This is a genomic window from Ekhidna sp. (assembly GCF_965221965.1).
In the GTDB taxonomy this organism is placed as follows: domain Bacteria; phylum Bacteroidota; class Bacteroidia; order Cytophagales; family Cyclobacteriaceae; genus Ekhidna.
Map to the genome: position 1 here is coordinate 1106813 of NZ_OZ244926.1, position 22442 is coordinate 1129254.

Annotated in this window: 24 protein-coding genes; 6 read left to right on the forward strand and 18 right to left on the reverse strand. The window is 40.6% G+C overall.

Features of this window, described 5'->3' with window-relative positions; genetic code table 11:
* Window positions 1–23: 23 nt before the first annotated feature.
* Window positions 24–644, forward strand: coding sequence for a sugar transferase (locus ACOQON_RS05445; protein WP_420577913.1), 621 nt, complete (start codon window positions 24–26; stop codon window positions 642–644).
* Window positions 645–676: 32 nt separating this feature from the next.
* The gene (locus ACOQON_RS05450) at window positions 677–1750 is read left to right on the forward strand and encodes an aminotransferase class I/II-fold pyridoxal phosphate-dependent enzyme (RefSeq protein ID WP_420577914.1); all 1074 of its coding nucleotides are present in this window, start codon (window positions 677–679) and stop codon (window positions 1748–1750) included.
* Here the strand turns inward: ACOQON_RS05450 and ACOQON_RS05455 are convergent.
* The 3 genes from ACOQON_RS05455 to ACOQON_RS05465 all read right to left on the reverse strand — a co-directional run bounded on the left by ACOQON_RS05455 (window position 1741) and on the right by ACOQON_RS05465 (window position 3859).
* Window positions 1741–2601 carry a DUF6089 family protein gene (locus ACOQON_RS05455; protein WP_420577915.1) on the reverse strand — a complete coding sequence of 287 codons (861 nt, stop codon included), beginning with the start codon at window positions 2599–2601 and terminating at the stop codon, window positions 1741–1743. The genes ACOQON_RS05450 and ACOQON_RS05455 overlap by 10 nt on opposite strands.
* A 257-nt stretch (window positions 2602–2858) precedes the next feature.
* A complete protein-coding gene (gene arfB / locus ACOQON_RS05460; protein WP_420577916.1) occupies window positions 2859–3269 on the reverse strand; it encodes an alternative ribosome rescue aminoacyl-tRNA hydrolase ArfB in 411 nt (136 codons plus the stop codon).
* Between the two features lie 8 nt (window positions 3270–3277).
* Window positions 3278–3859: a redoxin domain-containing protein gene (locus tag ACOQON_RS05465; RefSeq protein WP_420577917.1), complete on the reverse strand. Its 582-nt coding sequence runs from the start codon at window positions 3857–3859 to the stop codon at window positions 3278–3280.
* A gap of 121 nt (window positions 3860–3980) precedes the next feature.
* Between ACOQON_RS05465 and ACOQON_RS05470 the strand changes: the two genes are divergently transcribed.
* Window positions 3981–4319, forward strand: a complete 339-nt coding sequence (locus tag ACOQON_RS05470) for a PadR family transcriptional regulator (RefSeq protein WP_420577918.1) — start codon at window positions 3981–3983, stop codon at window positions 4317–4319.
* On the forward strand, window positions 4312–6906 hold the full coding sequence (locus ACOQON_RS05475; protein WP_420577919.1) for an ABC transporter permease: 2595 nt from the start codon (window positions 4312–4314) through the stop codon (window positions 6904–6906). Before ACOQON_RS05470 ends, ACOQON_RS05475 begins: the two co-directional genes overlap by 8 nt.
* 66 nt (window positions 6907–6972) lie before the next feature.
* Here ACOQON_RS05475 and ACOQON_RS05480 read toward each other — a convergent pair whose 3' ends face one another.
* From ACOQON_RS05480 to ACOQON_RS05505, 6 genes are all read right to left on the reverse strand, one after another.
* The gene (locus ACOQON_RS05480; protein WP_420577920.1) at window positions 6973–7179 is read right to left on the reverse strand and encodes a YgaP family membrane protein; all 207 of its coding nucleotides are present in this window, start codon (window positions 7177–7179) and stop codon (window positions 6973–6975) included.
* Window positions 7180–7434: 255 nt separating this feature from the next.
* Window positions 7435–7590, reverse strand: a complete 156-nt coding sequence (locus ACOQON_RS05485) for a hypothetical protein (protein ID WP_420577921.1) — start codon at window positions 7588–7590, stop codon at window positions 7435–7437.
* A gap of 503 nt (window positions 7591–8093) precedes the next feature.
* Window positions 8094–9833: an ABC transporter ATP-binding protein gene (locus ACOQON_RS05490; protein WP_420577922.1), complete on the reverse strand. Its 1740-nt coding sequence runs from the start codon at window positions 9831–9833 to the stop codon at window positions 8094–8096.
* 204 nt (window positions 9834–10037) lie between these two features.
* Entirely contained in the window at window positions 10038–10331 is a 294-nt protein-coding gene (locus tag ACOQON_RS05495) for a GIY-YIG nuclease family protein (protein ID WP_420577923.1), read from the reverse strand.
* Window positions 10332–10449: 118 nt separating this feature from the next.
* Window positions 10450–11172 (reverse strand): ATP-binding protein, encoded by a 723-nt coding sequence (locus ACOQON_RS05500; RefSeq protein WP_420577924.1) that lies wholly within the window; start codon window positions 11170–11172, stop codon window positions 10450–10452.
* On the reverse strand, window positions 11162–11326 hold the full coding sequence (locus ACOQON_RS05505) for a hypothetical protein (protein WP_420577925.1): 165 nt from the start codon (window positions 11324–11326) through the stop codon (window positions 11162–11164). Before ACOQON_RS05505 ends, ACOQON_RS05500 begins: the two co-directional genes overlap by 11 nt.
* 91 nt (window positions 11327–11417) lie before the next feature.
* Between ACOQON_RS05505 and ACOQON_RS05510 the strand changes: the two genes are divergently transcribed.
* Complete coding sequence (locus tag ACOQON_RS05510) at window positions 11418–12161, forward strand: hypothetical protein (protein WP_420577926.1); 744 nt, start codon at window positions 11418–11420, stop codon at window positions 12159–12161.
* A gap of 53 nt (window positions 12162–12214) precedes the next feature.
* Here the strand turns inward: ACOQON_RS05510 and ACOQON_RS05515 are convergent, their stop codons facing one another.
* From ACOQON_RS05515 to ACOQON_RS05545, 7 genes are all read right to left on the reverse strand, one after another.
* Window positions 12215–12550 (reverse strand): cupin domain-containing protein, encoded by a 336-nt coding sequence (locus ACOQON_RS05515; RefSeq protein ID WP_420577927.1) that lies wholly within the window; start codon window positions 12548–12550, stop codon window positions 12215–12217.
* On the reverse strand, window positions 12532–12996 hold the full coding sequence (locus ACOQON_RS05520) for a YybH family protein (protein WP_420577928.1): 465 nt from the start codon (window positions 12994–12996) through the stop codon (window positions 12532–12534). Before ACOQON_RS05520 ends, ACOQON_RS05515 begins: the two co-directional genes overlap by 19 nt.
* A 40-nt stretch (window positions 12997–13036) precedes the next feature.
* Window positions 13037–13630 carry a 3'-5' exonuclease gene (locus ACOQON_RS05525; RefSeq protein WP_420577929.1) on the reverse strand — a complete coding sequence of 198 codons (594 nt, stop codon included), beginning with the start codon at window positions 13628–13630 and terminating at the stop codon, window positions 13037–13039.
* Window positions 13620–15110 carry a Na+/H+ antiporter NhaC gene (gene nhaC / locus ACOQON_RS05530; protein ID WP_420577930.1) on the reverse strand — a complete coding sequence of 497 codons (1491 nt, stop codon included), beginning with the start codon at window positions 15108–15110 and terminating at the stop codon, window positions 13620–13622. Before nhaC ends, ACOQON_RS05525 begins: the two co-directional genes overlap by 11 nt.
* Window positions 15111–15203: 93 nt before the next feature.
* Window positions 15204–15797 (reverse strand): YkgJ family cysteine cluster protein, encoded by a 594-nt coding sequence (locus tag ACOQON_RS05535; RefSeq protein ID WP_420577931.1) that lies wholly within the window; start codon window positions 15795–15797, stop codon window positions 15204–15206.
* A 39-nt stretch (window positions 15798–15836) separates the two neighbouring features.
* The gene (locus ACOQON_RS05540; RefSeq protein WP_420577932.1) at window positions 15837–17153 is read right to left on the reverse strand and encodes an ABC1 kinase family protein; all 1317 of its coding nucleotides are present in this window, start codon (window positions 17151–17153) and stop codon (window positions 15837–15839) included.
* On the reverse strand, window positions 17154–17810 hold the full coding sequence (locus ACOQON_RS05545) for a hypothetical protein (protein ID WP_420577933.1): 657 nt from the start codon (window positions 17808–17810) through the stop codon (window positions 17154–17156). It lies immediately after the preceding gene.
* A gap of 132 nt (window positions 17811–17942) precedes the next feature.
* Here ACOQON_RS05545 and ACOQON_RS05550 point away from each other — a divergent pair, with 132 nt between their 5' ends.
* Window positions 17943–19736 (forward strand): ATP-binding protein, encoded by a 1794-nt coding sequence (locus ACOQON_RS05550; protein WP_420577934.1) that lies wholly within the window; start codon window positions 17943–17945, stop codon window positions 19734–19736.
* Here the strand turns inward: ACOQON_RS05550 and ACOQON_RS05555 are convergent, their stop codons facing one another.
* Entirely contained in the window at window positions 19737–21317 is a 1581-nt protein-coding gene (locus tag ACOQON_RS05555) for a MutS-related protein (protein WP_420577935.1), read from the reverse strand.
* A complete protein-coding gene (locus ACOQON_RS05560) occupies window positions 21318–22442 on the reverse strand; it encodes an NAD(P)/FAD-dependent oxidoreductase (RefSeq protein WP_420577936.1) in 1125 nt (374 codons plus the stop codon). It abuts the gene before it with no gap.

Here is a 22442-nt window from a genome sequence, read left to right on the forward strand (position 1 = left end):
AAAAATATCAAATAAATAGGGTAATGCCTATTTTTAGCACTATGTGGGGGCGTAATTTTTATGTGAGTGTATTCAAGCCGGTTTTTGATCGTCTTTTTGCCTTCATCTTATTGATTACATCACTGCCATTTCAGTTCATTATCGCGGTGATTTTATCCATTCATTTTAAGAAATCTCCATTTTTTATTCATCGGAGAGCAGGGCAGAATGAGCGTGTTTTCTCTTTGATTAAATTCAGAACAATGGAGGTTGATTTTGATGAAACGTCTACATCTGATCTTGGAAAGTTTATCCGTTCTTTTTCATTGGATGAGCTTCCTCAGCTGATAAATGTTCTGAAAGGGGATATGTCTTTTGTGGGCCCCAGGCCACTTTTAGTTGAATATCTTAAGTACTACAACGAGATAGAAAAAAGAAGACATGAGGTGCAGCCCGGCATCACCGGGTGGGCACAGGTAAATGGTAGAAATGCAATCGATTGGGAAAAACGCATGAATTATGATATTCAATATGTGGAAAATATATCTCTCCTTTTTGACATAAAAATCTTGCTAATGACAATTCGTGAAGTTTTTAGAAGGGACTTGACTTCATACAAAGACGAAAAGACTGTTACCTTTAGCGAATACGCATCAAAGAGGTGAAGAACCAACGCATATATTTATCGCCACCCAATGTGAGCGAGGAAGAACAAAAAAAGGTGCAACAAACACTGGCAAGTGGATGGGTGGCTCCTGCTGGTCCATCCATCGATGAGTTTGAGGAGAATCTGGCTAGGAGGTATGAAAGCAGGGAGGTAGTCACTCTTAACTCCGGTACGTCCGCATTGCATCTTGCTTTGATTATGTCAGGAGTGGAACGTGGAGATCATGTATTGGTCAGCTCTTTCACTTTTGCAGCCTGTGCCAATGTGGTGTGCTACCAAGGAGCAATTCCTATTTTTATCGATTCTGAAGGTGATACCTGGAATCTGGATTCTAAAATATTGTCCGATTATCTGGCTGATTGCGATCAGTTGCCCAAGGCTATAATCGTGACTCACCTGTTCGGTATGCCAGCCAAAATGGATGAGATCGTTAAGGTTGCTAAAGCATATAATGTGATCGTAATCGAGGATGCTGCAGAAGCGCTTGGAGCAAAAATTAATGAGAAGGATATCGGCCAAATAGGAGACTTTGGTATTCTTTCGTTTAACGGCAATAAGATCATAACCACAAGCGGAGGAGGTAGCCTGATCTGTACAATAGAGGAGAAATCTCGAGCCATTCATCTTGCAACGCAGGCAAATAGCGGCAAGAATGAATATGATCATCATGAGGTGGGATATAATTACCGAATGAGTAATGTATTGGCAGGATTAGGAATTGCTCAGCTCAATAGGCTTGAGTCTTTCGTTGATAAGAAAAGACAGATTTTTGATCGGTATAAAGGCGAACTGAATGATTATTTTGATTTTCTAGAGGAACCGACTGACTTCTTTTCAAACAGATGGTTAACTACCTGTACCTTAAAAGAAGAGAGGAGGGAGATTATGGCTTTGATACAGTTTTTGGACAAACAAAATATTGAGACCCGTAGAGTCTGGAAACCACTTCATTTACATCAGGCTTATAGGGATTTCAGCTTTCATGGAAATGGAGTTTGTGAGGAGATTTTCAATAAGGGGATATGCCTTCCTTCGGGGACTGGCTTAATCAATGATCAGCAAGAGTATGTGATTAAAAGCATCAAGACCTGGTTTCAATCGTAAGCCGAAGGTTTTTTCAGGATGGCTTTATTTTTTCTGGAGAAGAGATCGGGTGGAAGGTAAATCTCAGCTTTCAGGCTGATCTGTAAAAAGCTATCCCTGTTGTCAGGATTTCCACGCTCGGCACCCGGCTGAATCTGATCGTAATATTCTGGATTTACTACACCTATTTCATCCTTTCTATCGCCCAGTAACTCAGCGGTAGTGTTTGGATACTCCAATGCATAGGTATCAGAGACATCATCCAGGTAGTCAGTAAACGCATAATGATAGGATATTTCCAGGTTGACGTTCAAAAATTCGTTGACCTTGAATTTACCACCTATGCCCACTGGAATAGTTGTTACCCACTTCTTATAATCCACTCCCTCGGTACGGGCTTCTCTGAGTTTATATCGTTCGCCACCCAGCTCGGCAGTAGGTGTGAATTTCATATACCCTACACCAGTAAATAGATACGGGTTAAACGTCCACCTTTTGTAATAATCACCTTGATAAGGTTTCAGGTAATAGATAGCATGAAATTGAAAATGGAGGTTCCTTGACTGAAACGAAAGGTTTCTTTGTCTTTGAAAAGAGCTGTCCGGCGCATTTTTGTCGTCACCGGAGAGGGTAAATATCGTGCCATCTAAACGTGCGCCAATACGATTAAGCAATCTTGCTTCTATTCCAAAACTGAGTTGAGAGAGATCATCGCTGATGCTATTCTTTTCATTCAGCTCTCCGAAATAGGTTGAAGTTCCAGTTCCGATCGAAAATGAAAAGTAGCGATCGTTGTATTGCCAGGAAAGAAAGTTTTGAGCCGAAGTGGCAAAACAAAAGAGAAGTAAAAGTATCGTGAGGGTTGATCTCATTAAGGTTCAAAAATATTGCAGAAAAGTTTCCGACCACTATCGGCCGGAAAACAATTTCTACAAATAATCACCCTAATCGTTATTTTTTGCGAGAATCCATGTTTTAGTTGCTCTTAAACATGGTCGCTTAATTTTTTATGAGAAAATTAATATCGCCATAACTAGCAAATACTTGTACAATATTACGGCATCCCTATAGCCTGTTTTGCTAGGGTAAAATCTTATAATTATTTAAGCATTATGCTTAGTTTAACATGTTAAATAGGTTTTTGCCTCCATTTCTTCTTCTCGCCCTGTTTTTTCTTTGATTCCAGGCGCTTTCTTTTAGATGCCTTGGTCGGCTGGGTGGGCTTTCTTTTTTTCTTCTTGGTGAATGCTTTTGCAAGCATCCGGTCCAGTTTTTTGAAAGCAAGCTCTTTATTCTTGATTTGTGATCTTGCACTATCTGAGCTAAGAATCAATTCACCTTCTTTTGTCAGTTTAGTTGACAGTTTTTCTTTGAGAACTGATTTCTGGTCTTCGTTCAGCACCTGGGAGTGAAGCACATTAAATCGGAGAATGACTTTTGTTTCAACCTTATTTACATGCTGTCCTCCGGGACCACCACTTCTTGTAGTAGTTACCTCAATTTCTTTCCGAATTTGACTTACAGTAACGCGATCAGGCATAGATGTTCTTATTCCTCTTTGGCTGCCAGCTTCACCGCTTCTCGATATTCCGTCAGATCGCAAGTCAGAGATTCAAGGGATCCGCTTTCATGCATGATTTCCATGATTTTACTTTGATCTACCGAAGGGTCTTTTGGGATAATTCTCGCTCCCTTTTTTTTCTTTATCAAATTGAAATCTCCATCATAGATAAATGTTTGAGGAACGGAACTAGTACTTGACAATTGTTCCAATAGCTCCTGGTTCGGATCAAAATATGCTTCGAAGGGCCAATCATATTTCTCGATCATTTCTTTTGACTTGCTTTGCATTTTCTCATGATCGATGGAAATTATTATGATTTTTACTCTTGTATCTTTTTGCCATTGTTTATATACTTCTGCCATAGAATGGTACTTAACAATACATGGCTTGCAAAATGCTCCCCAAAAGTCAATAATTAATGGCTTTCCTTGATTGGTAAATGTGTTACTGTTTATTTCATTTCCCTGGATATCTGTTAGCGTGGCGCTGTATGGAAAAGATCCTTGAGCGGAGACAGTAAAGGAAAACAGGATAGTATTTATGAATGTTAGAATAAATGGTTTCATGACAATTGAGTTATACATTAACAAGTTAAGATTTTCATTCCACTTAGTATTTCTTTCTACTTTATCGAAACAAATAAATTAACCCCTCGTATATTAGTCTGCAAAATAGAAACTAATAATAATGAAGGGTACTAACCTTGGTGAATTTGAGGAGCTGTTATTGCTCGTAGTTTTAATACTTCAGGACGAAGCATACATGCTCCGTATCAAAGATGAGATCAAAAATCAGGTGAACCGATCGATATCCATGGGTGCATTGCATACAACGCTAAGTCGATTGGAACAAAAGGATTTTTTAAAGTCTGAACTTGGTGGAGCTACTCAGGAGCGAGGAGGGAGACGGAAGCGTATCTATGAATTAACAGCGGATGGTAAAGCAGCACTCAATGAAGTCAAAGAAATGCGAGCTAGCCTTTGGAATCAGGTGCCTTCATTCGAACTGAAATTTTCAAATGGCTAAAGTAAATCAGCCACCGAAGTTGTCTTTAAAGCTCATTGATTGGTTTTGTAGAGAAGAACTAATTGAGGAGTTGCAAGGAGACCTTTGTCAATATTATGCTGAAAACGGTGGCCAATTAAAAGGACTAAACTATTGGATTCAGGTAGTCAAATACCTCCGTCCCTCAACACTAAAATCTGTCAAAACTCAAAAATCCGGACCTATGTTTGTATTCAATCCTATCCTCACATTGAGGAATCTCAATCGTCACAGATCCACTTCGCTGATCAGTATTTTCGGCTTCACGTTTGGACTGGTGGCCACTATTTTTCTATACTTCTATATTCACAGCGAACTCACTGTAGATGCATTTCACGAAGATGGGGACAAGATCTATCGAGCCATTCGTCAATCAGAGGTGAACGGAACCCCATACAATATAGGGGTTACTTCCGGGCCCTTTGCCGGAGCACTCGCCAATGATTTCCCTGAAAGCATTACGGATGTCACACGAGTGATGACCGAATCAGGCCTGGTATCGGCCGGTGAGCGGAAGTTCTATGAAGATCGTATCCTGATGGCTGATGCGAATTTCTTCAACTTTTTCTCATACCCACTTTCAGCAGGTGATCCGAAAACGGTTTTGGATAAACCCAACTCAGTGGTTCTCTCGAGACAGATGGCCAAGAAGTACTTTGGCGATGAAAATCCGATCGGTAAGGAGATAAAGGCAGACAATATGTTCACATTTATTGTTACCGGAGTAATGAATGAATTGCCTGCAAAAACGCATATTCCATTTGATTTTGTGGCTTCCATTGAGTTGTATAATCAGTTCGATTGGTTCCGTAACTGGTGGAGCAATGGCCTTATGACTTATGTGAAAATACCCTCACCACGGGTGGCTGAAAATGTGAAAGCACAGCTTCCTGGCTTCATGGATAAATACTTTGGTGAGGATTTTCAGAAGTTCGGACGAAGGATCGACTTAACTCTTGAGCCGATGGAAGAAATCTATTTCAATAATCAAACAAGGTATGATTCGGCACTTCATGGAAACCTCCAATCGATTTACATTTTGGGTGCGGTCTCCATTGCGATTCTTTTCATTGCCTGCTTCAATTATGTCAATCTTTCCATCGCTCAATCTTATATGCGAGCTAAAGAGGTAGGAGTGAGAAAAGTGTTGGGTGTACATAAAGAACGGTTGGTGCTTCAGTTTTTGGGTGAATCATTCATGATACTATTGTTCTCTATTCTATTGTCTATCGCTTTGTGTCAGTTGCTTTATCCACTTTTCAATCAAACGTTTGGAATTGAACTGGACCTGAACTGGACGGACTTTAATGTACTTACTTTTTTTGCTTCTCTTATTGTGTTAGTGTTGATTACTTCAGGTCTTTACCCTGCGCTATTACTTTCTTCCTTCAAGCCAACCGCCATTATGAAAGGCAACCTTGGCACGGGAAAAAATGTAGGGTTGAGAAAGGGGCTTGTGGTGGTGCAGTTTGCCATCTCTATTTTCCTAATTGTGGCAACTGTTCTTATTTCAAGGCAGAATGCTTATATGAATAACAAAGACCTGGGCTTTGACAAGGAGGCCGTAGTGGTGGTGCGACTGTATAATGAGGAGATTCGAAACAATAAGGAGACGTTTATGAAGAACCTCCGCTTGTTGCCGTCTGTAAAAGCCGTATCCAACATGTCAGGAGAGCCGGGGGGCTTTCACGATGTGACTGTCTTTAAGGTCGCAGGAGTGAACGAAGACCTTCGTTTTCGAACGGTATTTACAGATACTGCATACCTGAGCGTTTTAGGTATTGACGTCTTGGCCGGAAGATCTTTTTCTCCGAAACTAGTAACAGATGCCACGGATGCAATGTTGATCAATGAAAAGGCATTGGCTGAAACTGGTCTTTCTGCGGATGAAATTATTGGGAAAAAAGTGAGCCTTCCTAGCTGGAATGACACACAGCGCACAATTATTGGAGTGGTGCCTGATTATCATTTCAACTCGCTCAAAGATGAAGTGGAACCAGTGGGGATCATAGCAAGCCAGAACTTTGGTGGGCGAGTAGTGATAAAAATAAATAGTGGCAATTTGAAGGAGGCCATGATTGCCATTGATGAGACTTATCGGGAGTTGTCGCCGGGGTTCCCTTTGCAGTACGATTTTCTGGATGACAGTCTGGAGCGATTGTATGAAGAGGAACAAAAGCAGGCTCAGATGTTTAGTGCTTTTTCAGGGATTTCTATATTTCTAGCTTGTCTGGGCATTTTTGGACTGGCAGCTTATTCTGCTCAGCAGAGACAAAAGGAACTTGGAATTAGAAAAGTACTTGGTGCGACCGTACAACAGATCATAGGTCTGATATCAAAAGAGTTTGTGCTGTTGGTGGTGGTTGCTACTATTCTGGCTATTCCTGCAGCGTGGTATTTCATCAGCAACTGGCTGAAAGACTATGCCTACCAGCTTGACCTCTGGAGTCACTGGTACGTGTTTGTAACCGGAGGAATTGTTACAGTCGTCATTGCACTTATTACTGTCTCAATCAAAACGTACAAAGCGGCCATATCAGATCCGACAGAGAGTATCAGGAATGAGTAGGAGAGGTTATCATAGTAGTTAGCAGTCCCTTTTGGGACTGCTTCTTTATACGAACATCTCTTTATCTTATGATTTCGTCTTACACGTTTTAATGCCAAAAGGAGCGTACAACGGACAAAAGCTGATAAAACTGGTCAATACAAAAACGCCTGCCAGTATAATCAACACTAAGCCAAGTGTTCCTGTGACTACATTAGTAAAGTATAAGTACGCAATTATTGCAGCAAGCATCACTCTGATAACTCGGTCCGCTGATCCCATATTCTTTTTCATTTTATAAAGGTTTAGTACGAAACAAATTCGATAATGAGCACAATTCCATACACTATCAAGACGCATAATATACAAGCACCTACGAGTCTGGCTATTTTACCCTTGATCATAAAATCAAATTAAGAACATTCAAGCTTGAAAAAATCTGATTTATGTCAGCCCCTGAGCTGCTATATCCTACTTTAGCCCTGATATGTGTCTTCACAAACCAAGCATGCCTGGCGGTTCGTGTGGTAACTAACCGAGGATAGAAATTTAATCATCTTCATCAGGTCGTTCATCTCTTGGTCGACCCTTTTGCTCATCAATTCTTTTTTGTCTTTCTTGTTCTTCCTGAATTCTTCGAAGTTCTTCCTCACGTCTTCTTCTAGCTTCCTCGAGCTTTCTTAATCGATCTTGTTCATCACTCATAGTTATATGTTTTTTGAAAAGAAATTCAATAAGATAATCATTCCCGCTATAAGTAAAATTAAACTAATCCAATTCAGAATAGAGGTTAGCCACCCTAATTTTTCCGATAGGAAAAGATTTAAATTCTGCTTTCCTTTAAGCTTCTTTCCTCTTTTCTTTCTTATAAGATTATTTGAAACTTTGATTTCATAAGTATGGGAATACAAACCAGTAGATTGTGATATTAGATTTGAAATTAGGGAACTAATAAGAAAAATCCACGATAACTTAAGAGTAGTGGTGTCAATACATTTTATGTCAGGTATGAAATCCTTTACAAAACCTATTGAAAAGACCAATGATGTAGTTGCCAGTGAAATGATCAATATATCTAATCTATCAGAAGAATATCGAGCAGACTCTCTAGTTCGGCTAATATGTTCACCTAGGTTACTTATATATCTATCATACTTTTGTTGCCTTGATTCCATTAATGAAATTTAAGCAAAATCGTTGAGCTCAATTTAAATCCTGCTCTGATAGGTATACAACTCAAAGTAGCGTCCTTCCTTGGCAATCAGTTCATCATGCGTGCCACGCTCCACGATCTGTCCATCTTCGATCACCAAAATCTGATCGGCCTGCCGGATGGTGCTGAGGCGGTGGGCGATCACAAAGGTGGTGCGATCTTTCATGAGTATGTTCAAACTCTTCTGAATATACATCTCACTCTCCGTATCCAGGTTGGAAGTGGCTTCATCCAGAATGATCACTTTGGGGTTAGCGAGTAATGCCCTCGCAATGGAAATACGTTGCTGCTGACCGCCGGATAGCTTTACGCCTCGTTCTCCAATTAGGGTTTCAAGTCCATCTTCAAATCGATCGGTAAACTCATCCACATATGCTCCTTTCACAGCATCCTGAATTTCTTCTTCGGTTGCATTCGGTCGTGGGAAGATGATGTTCTCACGAATAGTACCTTCAAAGAGAAAATCATCCTGAAGAACGACACCCAGATTTCTTCGATAGCTTTCCAGGTTCACCTTGCTCAGGTCGTGCCCGTCTATGGTGACTTGTCCTTTTTGAGGTGTCAGGAATGAAGCTGCCAGACTAGCAGTGGTTGATTTACCTGAGCCGGAGCTGCCAACCAATGCGGTGACTGATCCTGGAGGAGCTTTGAAGTTAATGTCATGAAGCACATCTTTCCCTTCTTCATAGGCAAAGGAGACATCTTTAAATTCAATATCTCCATAGAGTGACTCCAAAATAACAGGGCGCTCATCCGGCATATTTTCCGGATCCATTTTCATGATTTCTTCTGTTCGATCCAGCCCGGCAAATGCTTCCGTGAGTTGGCTACCGATATTACTCATCTGTACGATAGGAGCAATCATAAAGCCGAGATAAAGAGTGAAAGCAAGAAAGTCACCAATCGTCATATCTCCATTTATAATGTAGTAGCCGCCGATTCCCATAATTCCTACTGAAGCCAAGCCAAGTAAAAATGTGCCCGAGCTTGTCACAAAGGCAGTAGCAGTCAAACTTGATTTGATATTGTTGTAAAGCTTTAAAACCCCTTGTTCAAAGATCGTATTCTCCTGTTCTTCGGCATTAAACCCCTTGATTACCCTTACGCCATTAAGTGTTTCGGTCAATCGTCCGGTAACCTCTGCGTTGATCTTACCTCTGGTGCGAAATATTGGGCGAATCTTTCCGAACGCTTTCATTGCGACAAATGCAAAAATGGATACAGGCACCAGGACAAACAAGGTCATCGATGCACTAATATTTATGAGTAGAAATAGTGAAATAACAGCTGTGATCGTTCCACCAACCATTTGCACAAGCCCTGTTCCTACGAGGTTTCGAACTCCTTCAACGTCTGTCATAATTCGAGAAACCAATTCGCCGGATTTCGTATTATCGAAGTAGCTGATAGGTAGTGAGAGTACCTTTTTTTGAACCTTGGTTCGAAGTTGTGAGATGAGGTGCTGCGCTTCCACGCTGAGTATCCGTGTCAGCAAAAAGGAAGTGATGGCCTGAACAGTAATAGCTATAACCACCACAATCAATAATGTTTTCAGCATTTCAAGATCCGAATTTTGAATCACATCATCCACCAGATATTTACTGGCTCCCGGTAGCACCAGGCTTGCCAGCCGACTTAAGATGATTAGAAAAAGACCAAGCATCAGGGTTTTTCTTCTTGGCCAGATGATTTGACGAAAGGCCCAGGCGAAGGTGACATTTTTGTTTTTGCTCATTGAAGTGCTAAACCTGACTTTTTGAGAAATGGTTCTTGATGACAGTTACTGAGTGAATTTTATTTATCACTTTTTTTAAGTTTAGTTTCTCCTTTGTCAGTCTGAAACTCTCAAAGACTACATTAGGGCAGTCGATAACTCCACCCTAAATCCACACCCTTCGAGAACCTCAGGGTGACACGCTTGAAAAGCGTTCATTTTAAACTATTTGTCTTTATGAGCAATGCTTAATTCAGGAAGTTTTGTCCAATCCCTTTTAATTAAAGCATCTTTCTTTTCTCGTCTCCAACCTTTTATTTGTTTTTCGAATGCTATTGCTTGATTGATGTCTAGGAAGTGCTCTTCGAAAACAAGGGTAACAGGTCTTCTGGAATAAGTATAGGCTTTTCGGTTCATTCCCTGATTATGTTGAATAATTCTTGCCTCAATATCATTAGTGACTCCTACATAATATGAATTATCTGAACACTTAAGGATGTAAACCGTATATTTATTCATTGAAGTAATTTAACAAGCTTGTATTGAATTAGAATCGTTGATGTCAGCTTGAGGCTCTCGAAAGCGGCATTAAAGGATTATTAATATTGCCCTCCCTTATCCACACCCTTCGAGAACCTCAGGGTGACACGCTTTGTCCATTATTAACGTTCAGCAAATCGATAAACCAAAAATAGACCTCACCATCCCTGGATGGATTCGGGTAGGAGCGTTTGACTTTTTCGCCCAGTTTAAAGTCTATTGGTTGTTTGAAAACAGGACCGTCATAGCAGAACGTATGAAACTCACCATTTTCACCGCATGGGTCAATGGACGGTGGGAGATCCTTAAGGAATTCGTCATCGATCTCACGACCGAGAAAGTCTTCACCTAGCTGATCATTCACACAAACGGTAACCGCTTTAAATCCTTGCTCAATAAATTCATGGATCAGCTGGGTGGTGTCCTTTTTCCAAATAGGAAAGAGACATTCAAGATGTACCTTTTTCATTTCTTCCTCTCGATACTTCTTCAGGTCTTCCAGAAAAATATCACCAAATGCCGCATGAGTCATTCCCTGATCTTTCAGTTTTAAAAGCTTGTCCTCCATACATTTTTCATAAACCTTCATGGAAGGTGATTCCGGCAGCTCAATGAATGAATGGGGCAACCCGATTGATCCAAGCTGAGCTTTCACTAAACTAATAGGTGTTCCATGCATGGTCACTCGCCGGAGGGATTGGTTGATGGTAGTCACCAAATGGCTTATCTGAACATCAGCTCTTTTAAGCAAATAATGAAGGGCCAAAGCAGAATCTTTCCCTGAACTCCAATGAAATACGGTCTTTTTCTTATCGGGCACAATACACACATTTATTGCTCTCCGGCATCAACAGAATTCTGCCAAGAGAATTGATTAAAGTGATGGGTTTTGACTGTTCTCTATAGTCATTGATCGGCTGTGTGGTTTTACTGATTTCCTCTTCGATCTTTTTACGTATTTCATCGACTTCCATGCCCGAAAGTAGCCAAAAATGCTGTCTGGAGGGATATATTACTTAATTTAGGATTATAGTAATAAAAATTTAAACTATTAAAAGACCAGATATGAAACACCTTAGAAAAATCACATTGCTTTTAGCCGTATTTGCGCTTCTCTTCAGTATTTCTTGTGGAGATGATGATGCCGGACCTGACTTAAGTGAGGTGGAAATAGCGTTTGATTCATCAAATCCCCCTGTAAGTCCAAGTATTATTACAACTATGACTAGCTCAAGTGACCCGAATGCTCAGGAAGTAGGTTCTAACTTGGCTACTATAAATGCATTTACCGGTTGGTCCGCTTTTTTTCAACAGCAACAAGGAGCAACAAAAACCAGCACTCCCATAGGTACGTGTGGTGGAGATGCTGTAGTTTATACTTATAGTACAGATAGCGGGAATGGTACATATACCATCTCCTATCAGATATGTGATGAAGGGGATGTATATTCATTTCAGATGTTCTATTCTGAGAACGGCTCAACTCCTCAGTTATTTATCTATGCCGAACAATCAAAATCCGGTGATCAAGGATATATGAATGTATACGGATCTGGGCTGGGTTTTGCAGAAACTCAACCAGTGATAATATATGCCTGGGAGAAAAATGCTGATAATTCATTCACGTTTACTATTACCGATTCTGAAGAATCTTACCTTTATACGATCAATGTAAATGAGGATAATTCAGGAGACCTTTCGTATGTGATAGATGGAACTCTATATTACGAAGCTACCTGGAATGCTACAGGAACAGCTGGGACATACACCAATCATAACAGTGGTGAATCTGGAACTTGGACTAGTTAAAATTTAGAATTAAGGCACAACAAAAGGCACTCTACGAGTGCCTTTTTTTTATGCTATAAATAATCCTCTCTTACTGGGGCAAATACATCCATCAGTCTGCAATCTGTAATGGCTACTCCCGAATGCAAAACATTAGATGGAATGACGGCCACATCTCCCGGCTTCAGCCTTTGTGTTTCACCATCAATGGTCAGTTCATATTCTCCTTCCAGCACATTGGCCACTTGTTCGTGTTCATGTGCATGTTCAGGTAGAGGGCTTCCTTTCTTCACATCCCAGTAGGCAAAGGTCATTCGATCAGTATGGATGAATCGGACGGTATAGCCGGGAAGTATTTCTTTCGGGTGAATTTGATTTAGTTTTTTATAGCTCATTGTAATTGTGTCCACATGCGAGAAATTATTTTCCAGCTACCATCTTTTTGCTTTGAGTAAACAGTGGTAGCATGCGAAGTTGATGTTTTTGTCATAACAAAATCACCTTTTTTATAAGTGAAATTCAAATCTCCTTTTTCAAGCGAAAAGGCCATTGAACCCGAACCTTGGAGTTCAAGTAATTCCACTTCATACGAATGAATAGTGGTAACCGAACTATCATTGGGAAACCAGTATTCTTCAATTTCATCAATACCCATAATAGGAGCCATACCACTTGGAATGATATTAGCATTCGAATGGAAAAGGTTGAGAACTGTTTCACTATCGTTTACTAGCCAACCGTTTACGTAATCCTTTCTTATCTGATTAACGGCTTCCTGATCCTCTTTGGGGAATTCGGCTGAAGGAGAAGGCGAACATGCAATGAATGCTACGAGTAGTACGATTGAATACTTCATTTTTCCTTGTGATTACGGCTTGAGGATTGACACAAGGTTTTTATACGTATCCTTTCTGTACGAGTTCCTCATGAATAGCCAGGCAAATCCATGCGTCGGTTGCAGCGTATTTTTGCTGTGCTTCTGTGAGCGTTTTAGCCTCCCAATTAGTTACTTGTTGGTTTTTGGAGATTCTTGCGCCAAGGACAACCGCAGCAAGCTTTTTGACGCCCATGTGCTTTACTCCTAAATCCCGAACCACATCATTGAGGTCAGTGAAGTTTTTCGGTTTAAACTTTCGGGCTTTTTTTAAGTCCTTAAGATCATCATCTATGCTGATACCCAATTTTAAAATAGAGGAATTAGACATCAATTCGAATAGTGAGGATGGGTATCCCATCACATTTAAACGGAATAGGTAAGCATCTTCCATCGTGGAGAGCTGCACCATGGCTGTATGGTTATATTCACCTTTATTAAAGGTGGGTTTTTTCTCTGTATCAAAACCCAAAACATCGAAATTCCTAAGTTTTTTTACTGCTTCGTTGCACGCTTTTTCGGTCTCCACCACATGGATGTTCTCCTCAAACGCGAGCAGAGGAAGTTCTCGCATGTCTTCTTTGGTGATATGTTCGGCAAAACGCCTATTCACCATTTTTCAGAAGCTTTTTGATTTTATATCCGGTATAGCCCATAATCATAGTCATGATGGGACTGATCAGATTGAAGAAACAATAAGGTAGATAGGTCAATGTGCCTACTCCCAAAACGGTAGAATGGTAAGCACCACATGTATTCCATGGAATTAAGACTGAGGTTACGGTTCCTGAGTCTTCCAGGGTTCTACTCAGGTTTTCAGGGGCCAATCCTTTTTCGCGGTAGGTGTCGGCGTACATTCTACCCGGAACCACGATGGCCAGGTATTGATCGGAGGCAGTAAGGTTAAAGAACACACAGGTTCCTACGGTACTTGATATTAATGAGCCAACCGAGTTTACCTTAGAAATGATGGCAGAAGCAATTCGTTTCAGCATGCCTGCGCCTTCCATTACTCCACCAAAAATCATGGCAGAAAGAATAAGCCAGATGGTGCTAAGCATTCCTGCCATTCCTGAACTGCTTAGCAAACCTTCATCATCTAGGACAGCATTACCTGTTGTAAACGAAATGTCACCAAACATGGCTTGCATGGTACCAATAAATCCGTTCGTCAGAACAGGAGAGAGGCCGAAAAACTCATCGTACAGTTTGCCATCGAAACTTGAGGAGGCAGCTACCTGAGCCACCAATTCTGGCTGGAATAGGAATGCGAAAACCGCTCCCAGTAGGGTTCCAATTAAAAGAGCCGGTAGGGCCGGCATCTTTTTTACAATCAGTACCACAACAACCACCGGGACAATAAACAACCATCCCGATATGTTAAAGGTGCCATCAATTGCAGCCAAAATAGCTTTCTTGCCTTCAATAACTCCCTCAGAGGAATTAGTCAATCCGATTACGAGAAAGATGATCAGTGCGAGAATGATTGACGGAACTGTCGTGATGGTCATGTATCTGATATGGGTAAAAAGATCGGTACCTGCCATGGCTGGTGCCAGGTTGGTAGTATCAGATAGCGGAGACATTTTATCTCCAAAGTATGCACCTGATAAGATAGCTCCGGCAACAAGCCCTTCTGAAATTCCGAGTGCCTGGCCTATGCCAATTAATGCAATACCAACGGTTGCTGCAGTGGTCCAGGAGCTACCGGTAGCGATGGAAACGATCGAACATACAATACAGGCCGCCACCAAAAAGATGGTAGGGTTCAGGATCTGTAGTCCGTAATAAATCATGGCCGGAACCACTCCACTAAGCATCCACGTGCCTGCGAGAGACCCGATGAGTAGTAAAATTAGGATGGAAGCCATTGCCGAACTGATGCTTTTTACGATCCCGTCCTGAATGTCGTCCCACTTGAAACCAATTCGTATCGCGACTATGGCTGCAACTCCTGCTGAAAGGATGAGGACTATTTGATTGGAGCCTCCCAGTGCTTCGCTTCCAAATATTCCTACGTTGATAACCAGGAGCAGAATGAGAAAGATGATGGGGATTAAGGATTCGAATAAAGTGGGTTCTCGCTTTGTTGTCATTGTGGATTGTTTCTCAAACTCTCGAAAATAGGGCTTTTAAGAGTATTTGAAACAACCATCCGCGAATAAATGCCTATGACCCTTTATTTTTTCTTATCCTGCTCTTCTGGGATTTCGATAAGCGTAGTACGCCAACACCGTTCGTATCGCCTGAGCAATGGCTTTATTAATGGGTAACGAGTTTTGTCCAAGTTCTGCATCTATTGATCTCAACTGCTGATAATAATGGCTGATGACCGGTGTGAATTTTCTTTCCTTGATGTGCTGATTTGCTTTATCGACAGCTTCGGGAAATATTTCTTTGATGGTTTTGCAAGTGACCAATTGAGGCTTCCTGTCTTTGCCCAACATTGCTGAGAAACCAAATAAACGACAGATCAGCCCCCTTTGGGTATAAAGGTTACAAAATCCTCCATTTTCCTCAGCGATTAAGGAGTTGAGGTTTATGCAGATTTTGCTATTGCTTTTTTCTGCTTTCTCCAGCCATTCTAATGCTTGTCCATTTTTAAAGAGGTGATATGCAAGTGGAAGAAACTCGAGTGGACTGGCCGCAATATCTGGCTTCAGGCAGCACATACCGCAACCTGACTTGCATTTGAGATCCGTAGCTTTCTGAAAGGTGGCTACATCCTTTTCCAGGTTGTGGTATAACCGTTCCACTGCCTGGACTTTCCGATAAATGGACATAGAAAATCTGCGCGAATATAGCAGCAGATTGCATATAAATCAGCTTGCTACTTTCAAAAAATCCACTTTAGAACAATCTACCTTAGCCTTCATTGCATGGAGGATATTGTAAAGTCCAAAGAAGGTACGGTTGAAATATATAAAGTGTCTTGAACCTCTCGCTTGCAAACGATTCATTTCCGGATCTTTTGAAATGGCCTCTCCCTTTAGATAAATTTCAGAGAAATATTTATCATCGCTGAAATCAAATATGCCCTGATTAAATGGTCTGGATAAGAGACGAATTAGATCAGTAAACATGGCAGTCACGATCTTCACATCTTTGTCAGGATCACTCGGACGAATAATCTCCAATTGTCTGAAAAGCGTATCGACTCGCTCAGGATTACGCAAAACTTCATGATTGGCTAACTCAAAATACGCCTGGTAGAAATCATCTGGGATATGCTTTATGCATCCAAAATCAATCACTCCAAGATCATTTTTTTCATCAATGATGAAGTTTCCCGGGTGAGGATCCGCATGCATCATTCGCATAGTATGCATTTGATACATATAGAAATTCCATAGTATCTGGCCAAGCTTGTTTCTGTCTTCCTGCTTTTGTTCACGCTTCATCCATGAACCGATCGGCTCACCTTCCAGCCAGCTCATGGTCAGAATCTGTGGGGCGGATAACTCGGGATAATATTTTGGGAAAAACACGCCATCAACTTGCTCACACTTTTTGGCAAAGTCCATGGATTGCTGAAGCTCTAAACCGTAATCTGCTTCCTCCAGAAGCTTGCCTTCCACCTCTTTCATATATGGCTCTACGTCTTTTCCTTTTACATTCATAAGCTTCAATGCAAAAGGTTTGGCAAGTTTGAGGTCGCTTTTGATACTTTCTGCAACACCCGGGTATTGCACTTTGACTGCCAGCTTTTCCCCATTGAGTTCTGCTTTGTGTACCTGTCCCATGGATGCAGCGTTGCTTGCACTCTTGCCGAAAGTGTCGAATATTTCGTTTGGCTCTTTACCCAGGTTTTGAACGAAGGTCTTTTTTACCAGTGGATAGGAAAGGGGAGGAGCGCTGTATTGAGCCATAGCAAACTTATCTGAATAGGCCTTTGGCAATACATTTTGATCCATACTTAATAGCTGTGCCATTTTAAGAGCACTTCCTTTGAGCTCACTTAGTGAATCATAGATATCACGGGCATTATCTGTGTCCAGCGCGTCTTTATCCAGCTTTCCTTTGATAGCTGCTTTGCTGTATGCTTTTACGTAGTTTGCCCCAACTTTAGCTCCGGTAGTTACGAACTTACTGGCTCGCTTTACCTTTCCAATAGGAATTCGATCGAGTTCTTTTGCCATTTATGCAGTGGCTTTTGAAAAGCCCATTTTTTGAAGGAAAAATTTACTTAGGTCCACAATAGAGTCAAGTGCAGGTAGCTCACCGATATCAAAGGCCGTGCGCGTGGATTTTTCTATAAAAATATCTGTGTCAGCACCACCAGCGGAATCATCTTTCACCCAGAAGAACAATGTGGCAATGGTATGGGACCACAGCACTTGCCGATAGGCGGTTTGGGTAGAGTTTTTAGCCTTATCTGGTAGGAAATCGAATGTTTTTGCCCACTCAATCTCAGACTGAGACACTATTTTTTGTGTTTGTTTTAACTCCGCAGGCAACTCATGAGGCTTTTTTCCTTCAAGTTTGAATAAGATGTATGACCTGTCAGGTTTGATGATCTCAAGAAAAGTATAAAGAAAAGAAAGATGTTTTTCCCTGGCATCCATCTCTTCAAATTCCGGATCGTTTTGGATTACCTTGAATGTTTGGGTGTAATAACTTTCCCAAATAGACTTTTCTATGTTTTTTAGTGACCCAAAGTGCTTATAAAAATCATCGTCAGAGATTTTCATGTGCTTGGTGAAAATCCGAACGGTATCCGGTTTTTTGCCTTCCTCGAGCAGGTAGTCCATGTACCCTTTCTGAATTGAAGATTTTGAAACAGATTTTTTTGCCATGATAGTGAAAGTTTATTCGAATAGGTAAACACTTAACTCCCTACTATGGTTTTGCTTTTTAATATTTTCTTTTATTTATTAAAACGTAAAGTGCGAATTTTTAGTCAGATTCAAATTGATCATATTTAAACCATGCACCGCCTTTTATTAGTTTTCGCCTTTCTTTTACCGCCATATTTATCACTTTTTGGATTCTCGCATCCGAAGTTTTCCAATGAATTAGAAGTTGTTTGGTATACCTCTAAGCCTTTCATTTATGAAAATGAGGAAGGTGAGTTGATAGGAATTGAGCCAGAGATTTTCATGCTGTTCAAGAAATACATGAAGGATGTTAAAGGAGAGTCAATCAATGTCTCTTTTAAAAAGTCCAGGGATTTCATGAATATTCTGGATGTAGTCAGGAAAAATAACAATCCACAGGTCACAGGTGTCTCTGCTTTGTCAATCACTGAGGAGCGACTTCAGTATGCGCAATTTACCGAGACCTACCTTCCTGATATTACCGTTTTGGTTTCGAGTGGTGGAACCCCGATCGTGAAAACGTTCGAGGAAAAGGTGGAAATGATAAATGATTTAAAAGCCGTCACCATCAAAGGAACCAAATATGAAGCGCTTTTGAGCGATTTAAAAAACGAAACGGGAGTGGAGTTTGAGACAGAGTTTATTAGCAGTGATCAAAATATTTTAGAAGCAGTCATTAATAAGTCAAACAGGTTCGGTTTTATTGACTTACCTATTTACCTGATGCAGATGAAAGAGGGTGCCCAGGTTACAAGGCAAAACTTCTTTACTACAGTCGGTGATGGTTATGCATTTATACTTCCTAAAAACAGCGCCTGGAAAGAGGACTTAGATGAGTTCATCTCGGATCCGGAAATTAAAAAGGCTATAGCTGGTATTATTTCAAAATATCTTGGAGAGGAGCTGTATAATTTTATCGGCAATCTGTACAACAATGATCAGTTGGGAACTTCGATTCTTACGAAAGAAAAGGAACTGCAATTGGCTCAGATCAAAAATGCTAATTTGAAACTGGAACAGGAGAAGTCCTTTCAACGGTTGATGTTATTAGGAATTATAGTCACATTTCTACTTTTTGTGATCATCGCTTATTTGTTTTACAACAACCAAAAAAACACCCGTTTGCTCATGGGGCAGAAAGAGCAGATAGAAGAACAGCAGGTAGATATTTATCAAAAAAATGAGCAGCTCATTAACCGAAACGCCCAGCTAGTTGCGCTAAATGAAGAGAAGAACAATCTGGTTAGAATATTGGCTCATGACATTCGCTCGCCGCTGAGTCAAATCATGATGGTCATAGACATTGTGAATCAAAAGATGAGCAAAACGCTCTCAGATGCTGAAGGAAAGTTACTGAATCAAGTCACTTCCAGTGCTGAACGGATCAATCAAATGGTAACGAAAATTTTGGATGTGGATGGTCTTGAGGATACCCGTATTAAAGTCATGAATGAACGGGTGGATATTCGGGATGTGATGAAAGATATTTCTCAGCGGTATCGTCCGGTAGCGGCCAAGAAAAACATTGAGTTTTCTGTTGAGTTCTGTGAAAATCACAACATGATACGAACAGATCATTTACTCCTGTTGCTGGTATTGGAAAATTTAGTATCCAATGCGGTGAAGTTTTCAGAACCCAATACTTCCGTGGAGTTACGCTCGGAGTGCACATATGATAGCGTGACATTTAAGGTGTCAGATGAAGGGCCTGGGTTTTCCGAGGAAGATAAAAAGAAGCTATTCAATCGCTTTCAAAAGCTCAGTGCCAAACCGACCGGAGGTGAAGTGTCAACCGGGCTTGGATTATCTATCGTGAAGAAATATGTTCAGGATCTGGGTGGCAAAGTCTGGGTGGAATCAGTGGAAGGAAAGGGAAGTACTTTCTTTGTGAAACTGACGGTTTGATCAGGATAACGAATCTACAACCCTTTTTGCATCGTCTATAACAACGTTTGGATACCCATTGGCTTCAAGAATTTTAATCGCATTTCCTTCCTTTAGCTTACCTTTCTTAAGTAGATAGTCAAAGCTAACATTGCTTTTATTAATCAACTCGCAAAAATGATATGAGTCAAAATAATCTGATAACAAGTTTGAGAGCTCCACATCATGAGTGGATACAAAAACAATGTTGTCGTTTTTACTTAAATGATTTAGTACCGCTTTTCCAGCTGCCACCCTTTCAATTGTGTTCGTTCCTTTGAATACTTCATCAAGGAGAAATAAACCATCTCCATTTCTAGAAGCCTCTAACATTTCCTTAATGGTTAACACCTCTTCCTGGTAGTAGCTTTTGTCATTTAGTAGATCGTCACTGATTCGTACTGCTGTAAAAACTTTAAGGGGTCTAAGTTTAAATTCTTTGGCAAAGCAGGTATTTAATGTAGCTGATGCGATGAAATTGATACCTATGGTTCGGATGAAAGTAGTTTTTCCTGACATGTTCGATCCGGTGAGAAGAACAGACTTTGAAGTTACCTCAATTGAATTGGCTGTTGGATTGTGAATCAATGGATGGTAGATTTCCTTGGCTGTAATACCTTGATGCTCCGTCTTAAATTGAGGATGACTCCAGTCCCCATCAATGGATTCTCTGAAACCAGCTAGAGAAATACAGCAATCAATTTGGCCAACAAAATTGAATATGTTCTCAATTTCTTTTCGTTTGGTTTCTAGTGTTTTTAATGCTGAGAAAAAGAAAATTGGCTCAAGCAAATACATCATTTTTATGATTTCTAATAACGCTGTTGAAATTGCTGTCAGATCATTCGCAATGCCTCCGTGCTCTTGAAAGAAAGAAATCTTATACTTGATCTTTTTAATGCTTTCTAAATCTCCTTTGACTGGTTGATAATAAGCTTTACATTCTTTTCTCTTCCCAAGAGCTTCGGAAACATAAATGAGTTTTATCAGTTCAGGAAGCGATTTCAAATAAACCATTAGGTTGCTTTTATTGACGAAATGAATCACAGCATTAATAGTGACTACTGTGAGCAAGAGCAAAGCAAAGACTGGGTAAAACGGAATTAGAACCGTAAATAATAGGCTAATAATTGAAAGTGGCTTGATTATGCCATACCACTTCGGCCTTGAGACGTGTGCGTCTTGAAAAAGATTTGAAATATAGAAAGCAGTGGGTTTGGAAAGCTTGTGAAGAAGAATTTGTGAGTCTAACCTTTCCTTCTCATTCATTTTATAGAAGTCAATCAAACGTTCCTGTTTCGAAATGTCAGTGTTAAAATTGATAGATCGAATTTTGTTATATAATACTTGTTGTCCGACCCGTGAAGTTGTTCTATCAGCGAGCATAAAAAACTCATCAAGATCCAGGTCTTGAAATGTACGATCTGATACTACCTTGCTTATATCTTGATGAGACTTGTTCTTGAAGTATTGACTAATACGATCAAAATCAAATGTGCTTTCTTTGATTTTTTGATAAGAAGAAACAAGCTCTCTCCTGATTTTTTTCTTAGATAGGGTCATTTAGATCAATCCATGTTTTAAAATCATCTCAGCCACTTCCTCACCTACAAGGCTTCCTATGGCGACACCCATACCTCCTAAGCGAACACCTATAGCGATACGATCGGATATTTTTTCTACAATGGGAGCTTTTGTTTTTCCAAACGCCATGATCCCCGTCCATTCCATTTCAATCTTATACGATTGATTCGGTAGAATAATGGAATCCAGGTCTGCGACAAGTTTTTCTTTGATTTTTTGATTGATCCCAAAATCGGTGGTTGTTTCTTCTTCCAAAGCGAGGTTTCGTCCGCCTCCAAAAAGAAGTTTACCATAATAATCCCTGAAGTAGTAGTAGCCCTCCTCGTAATGAAAGGTCCCTTGGAATTTTAGTTCGTTATCGGGAATGATGCTCATGACAATCCCACGACCGGGAGCCACCTCCAGCTCTTTCCCAAGCAATTTATTAGTAAAAGCATTGGTGCAAACCGCTACCTTTTTGGCCGAAAATTCAGCGTCTTTGCATGCAATTCTAACAGTAGAAGATTCCTCGTGTATCTCCCGGACTTCACAGCCGGTGTGAATTTGCACTCCAATTTCAGCGCAGTATTTCCAAAGTGCGGAGATGAGCTTCCCCGTATCGAGCTGTCCTTCCAGGTGATTTTCGATCAGGTGATGCGTTTTTCCAAAACCGAACGGGCTGATCTTTTCGTTGGCGAGTTTAAATACATCTTCCTGAAAGAAATCTCTGAGCAATTCGTTGATTGATCCAACTTTGTCTACTGCTTCTGATTGTTCATCAAAAATCAGTTCATACCCACTTTTCACCTGGATATCGATCATGCTTCTGCCGAGTCGCTGACAGGTTTTTTGTAGTCCGTCCCATCGCTTTTCTACCAGTGATGTCATTCCCTCAGCACCGAGTGTCTCTACATCATTAAGTAATTCTGAAACACTTCCAAAGCATGCAAATCCCGCATTTTTGGTACTTGCACCGGTCGGTAGGATTCCTCGTTCCAGGACGGTGACTTTCAGTTCAGGAGACTGCTCTTTTAAAGTGGCTGCCGCAGACAAACCGGTGATGCCGGCTCCAATGACGATGACATCTGTTTCCAGAAACGATTGTTTTTCCCAAAGACTAAACAC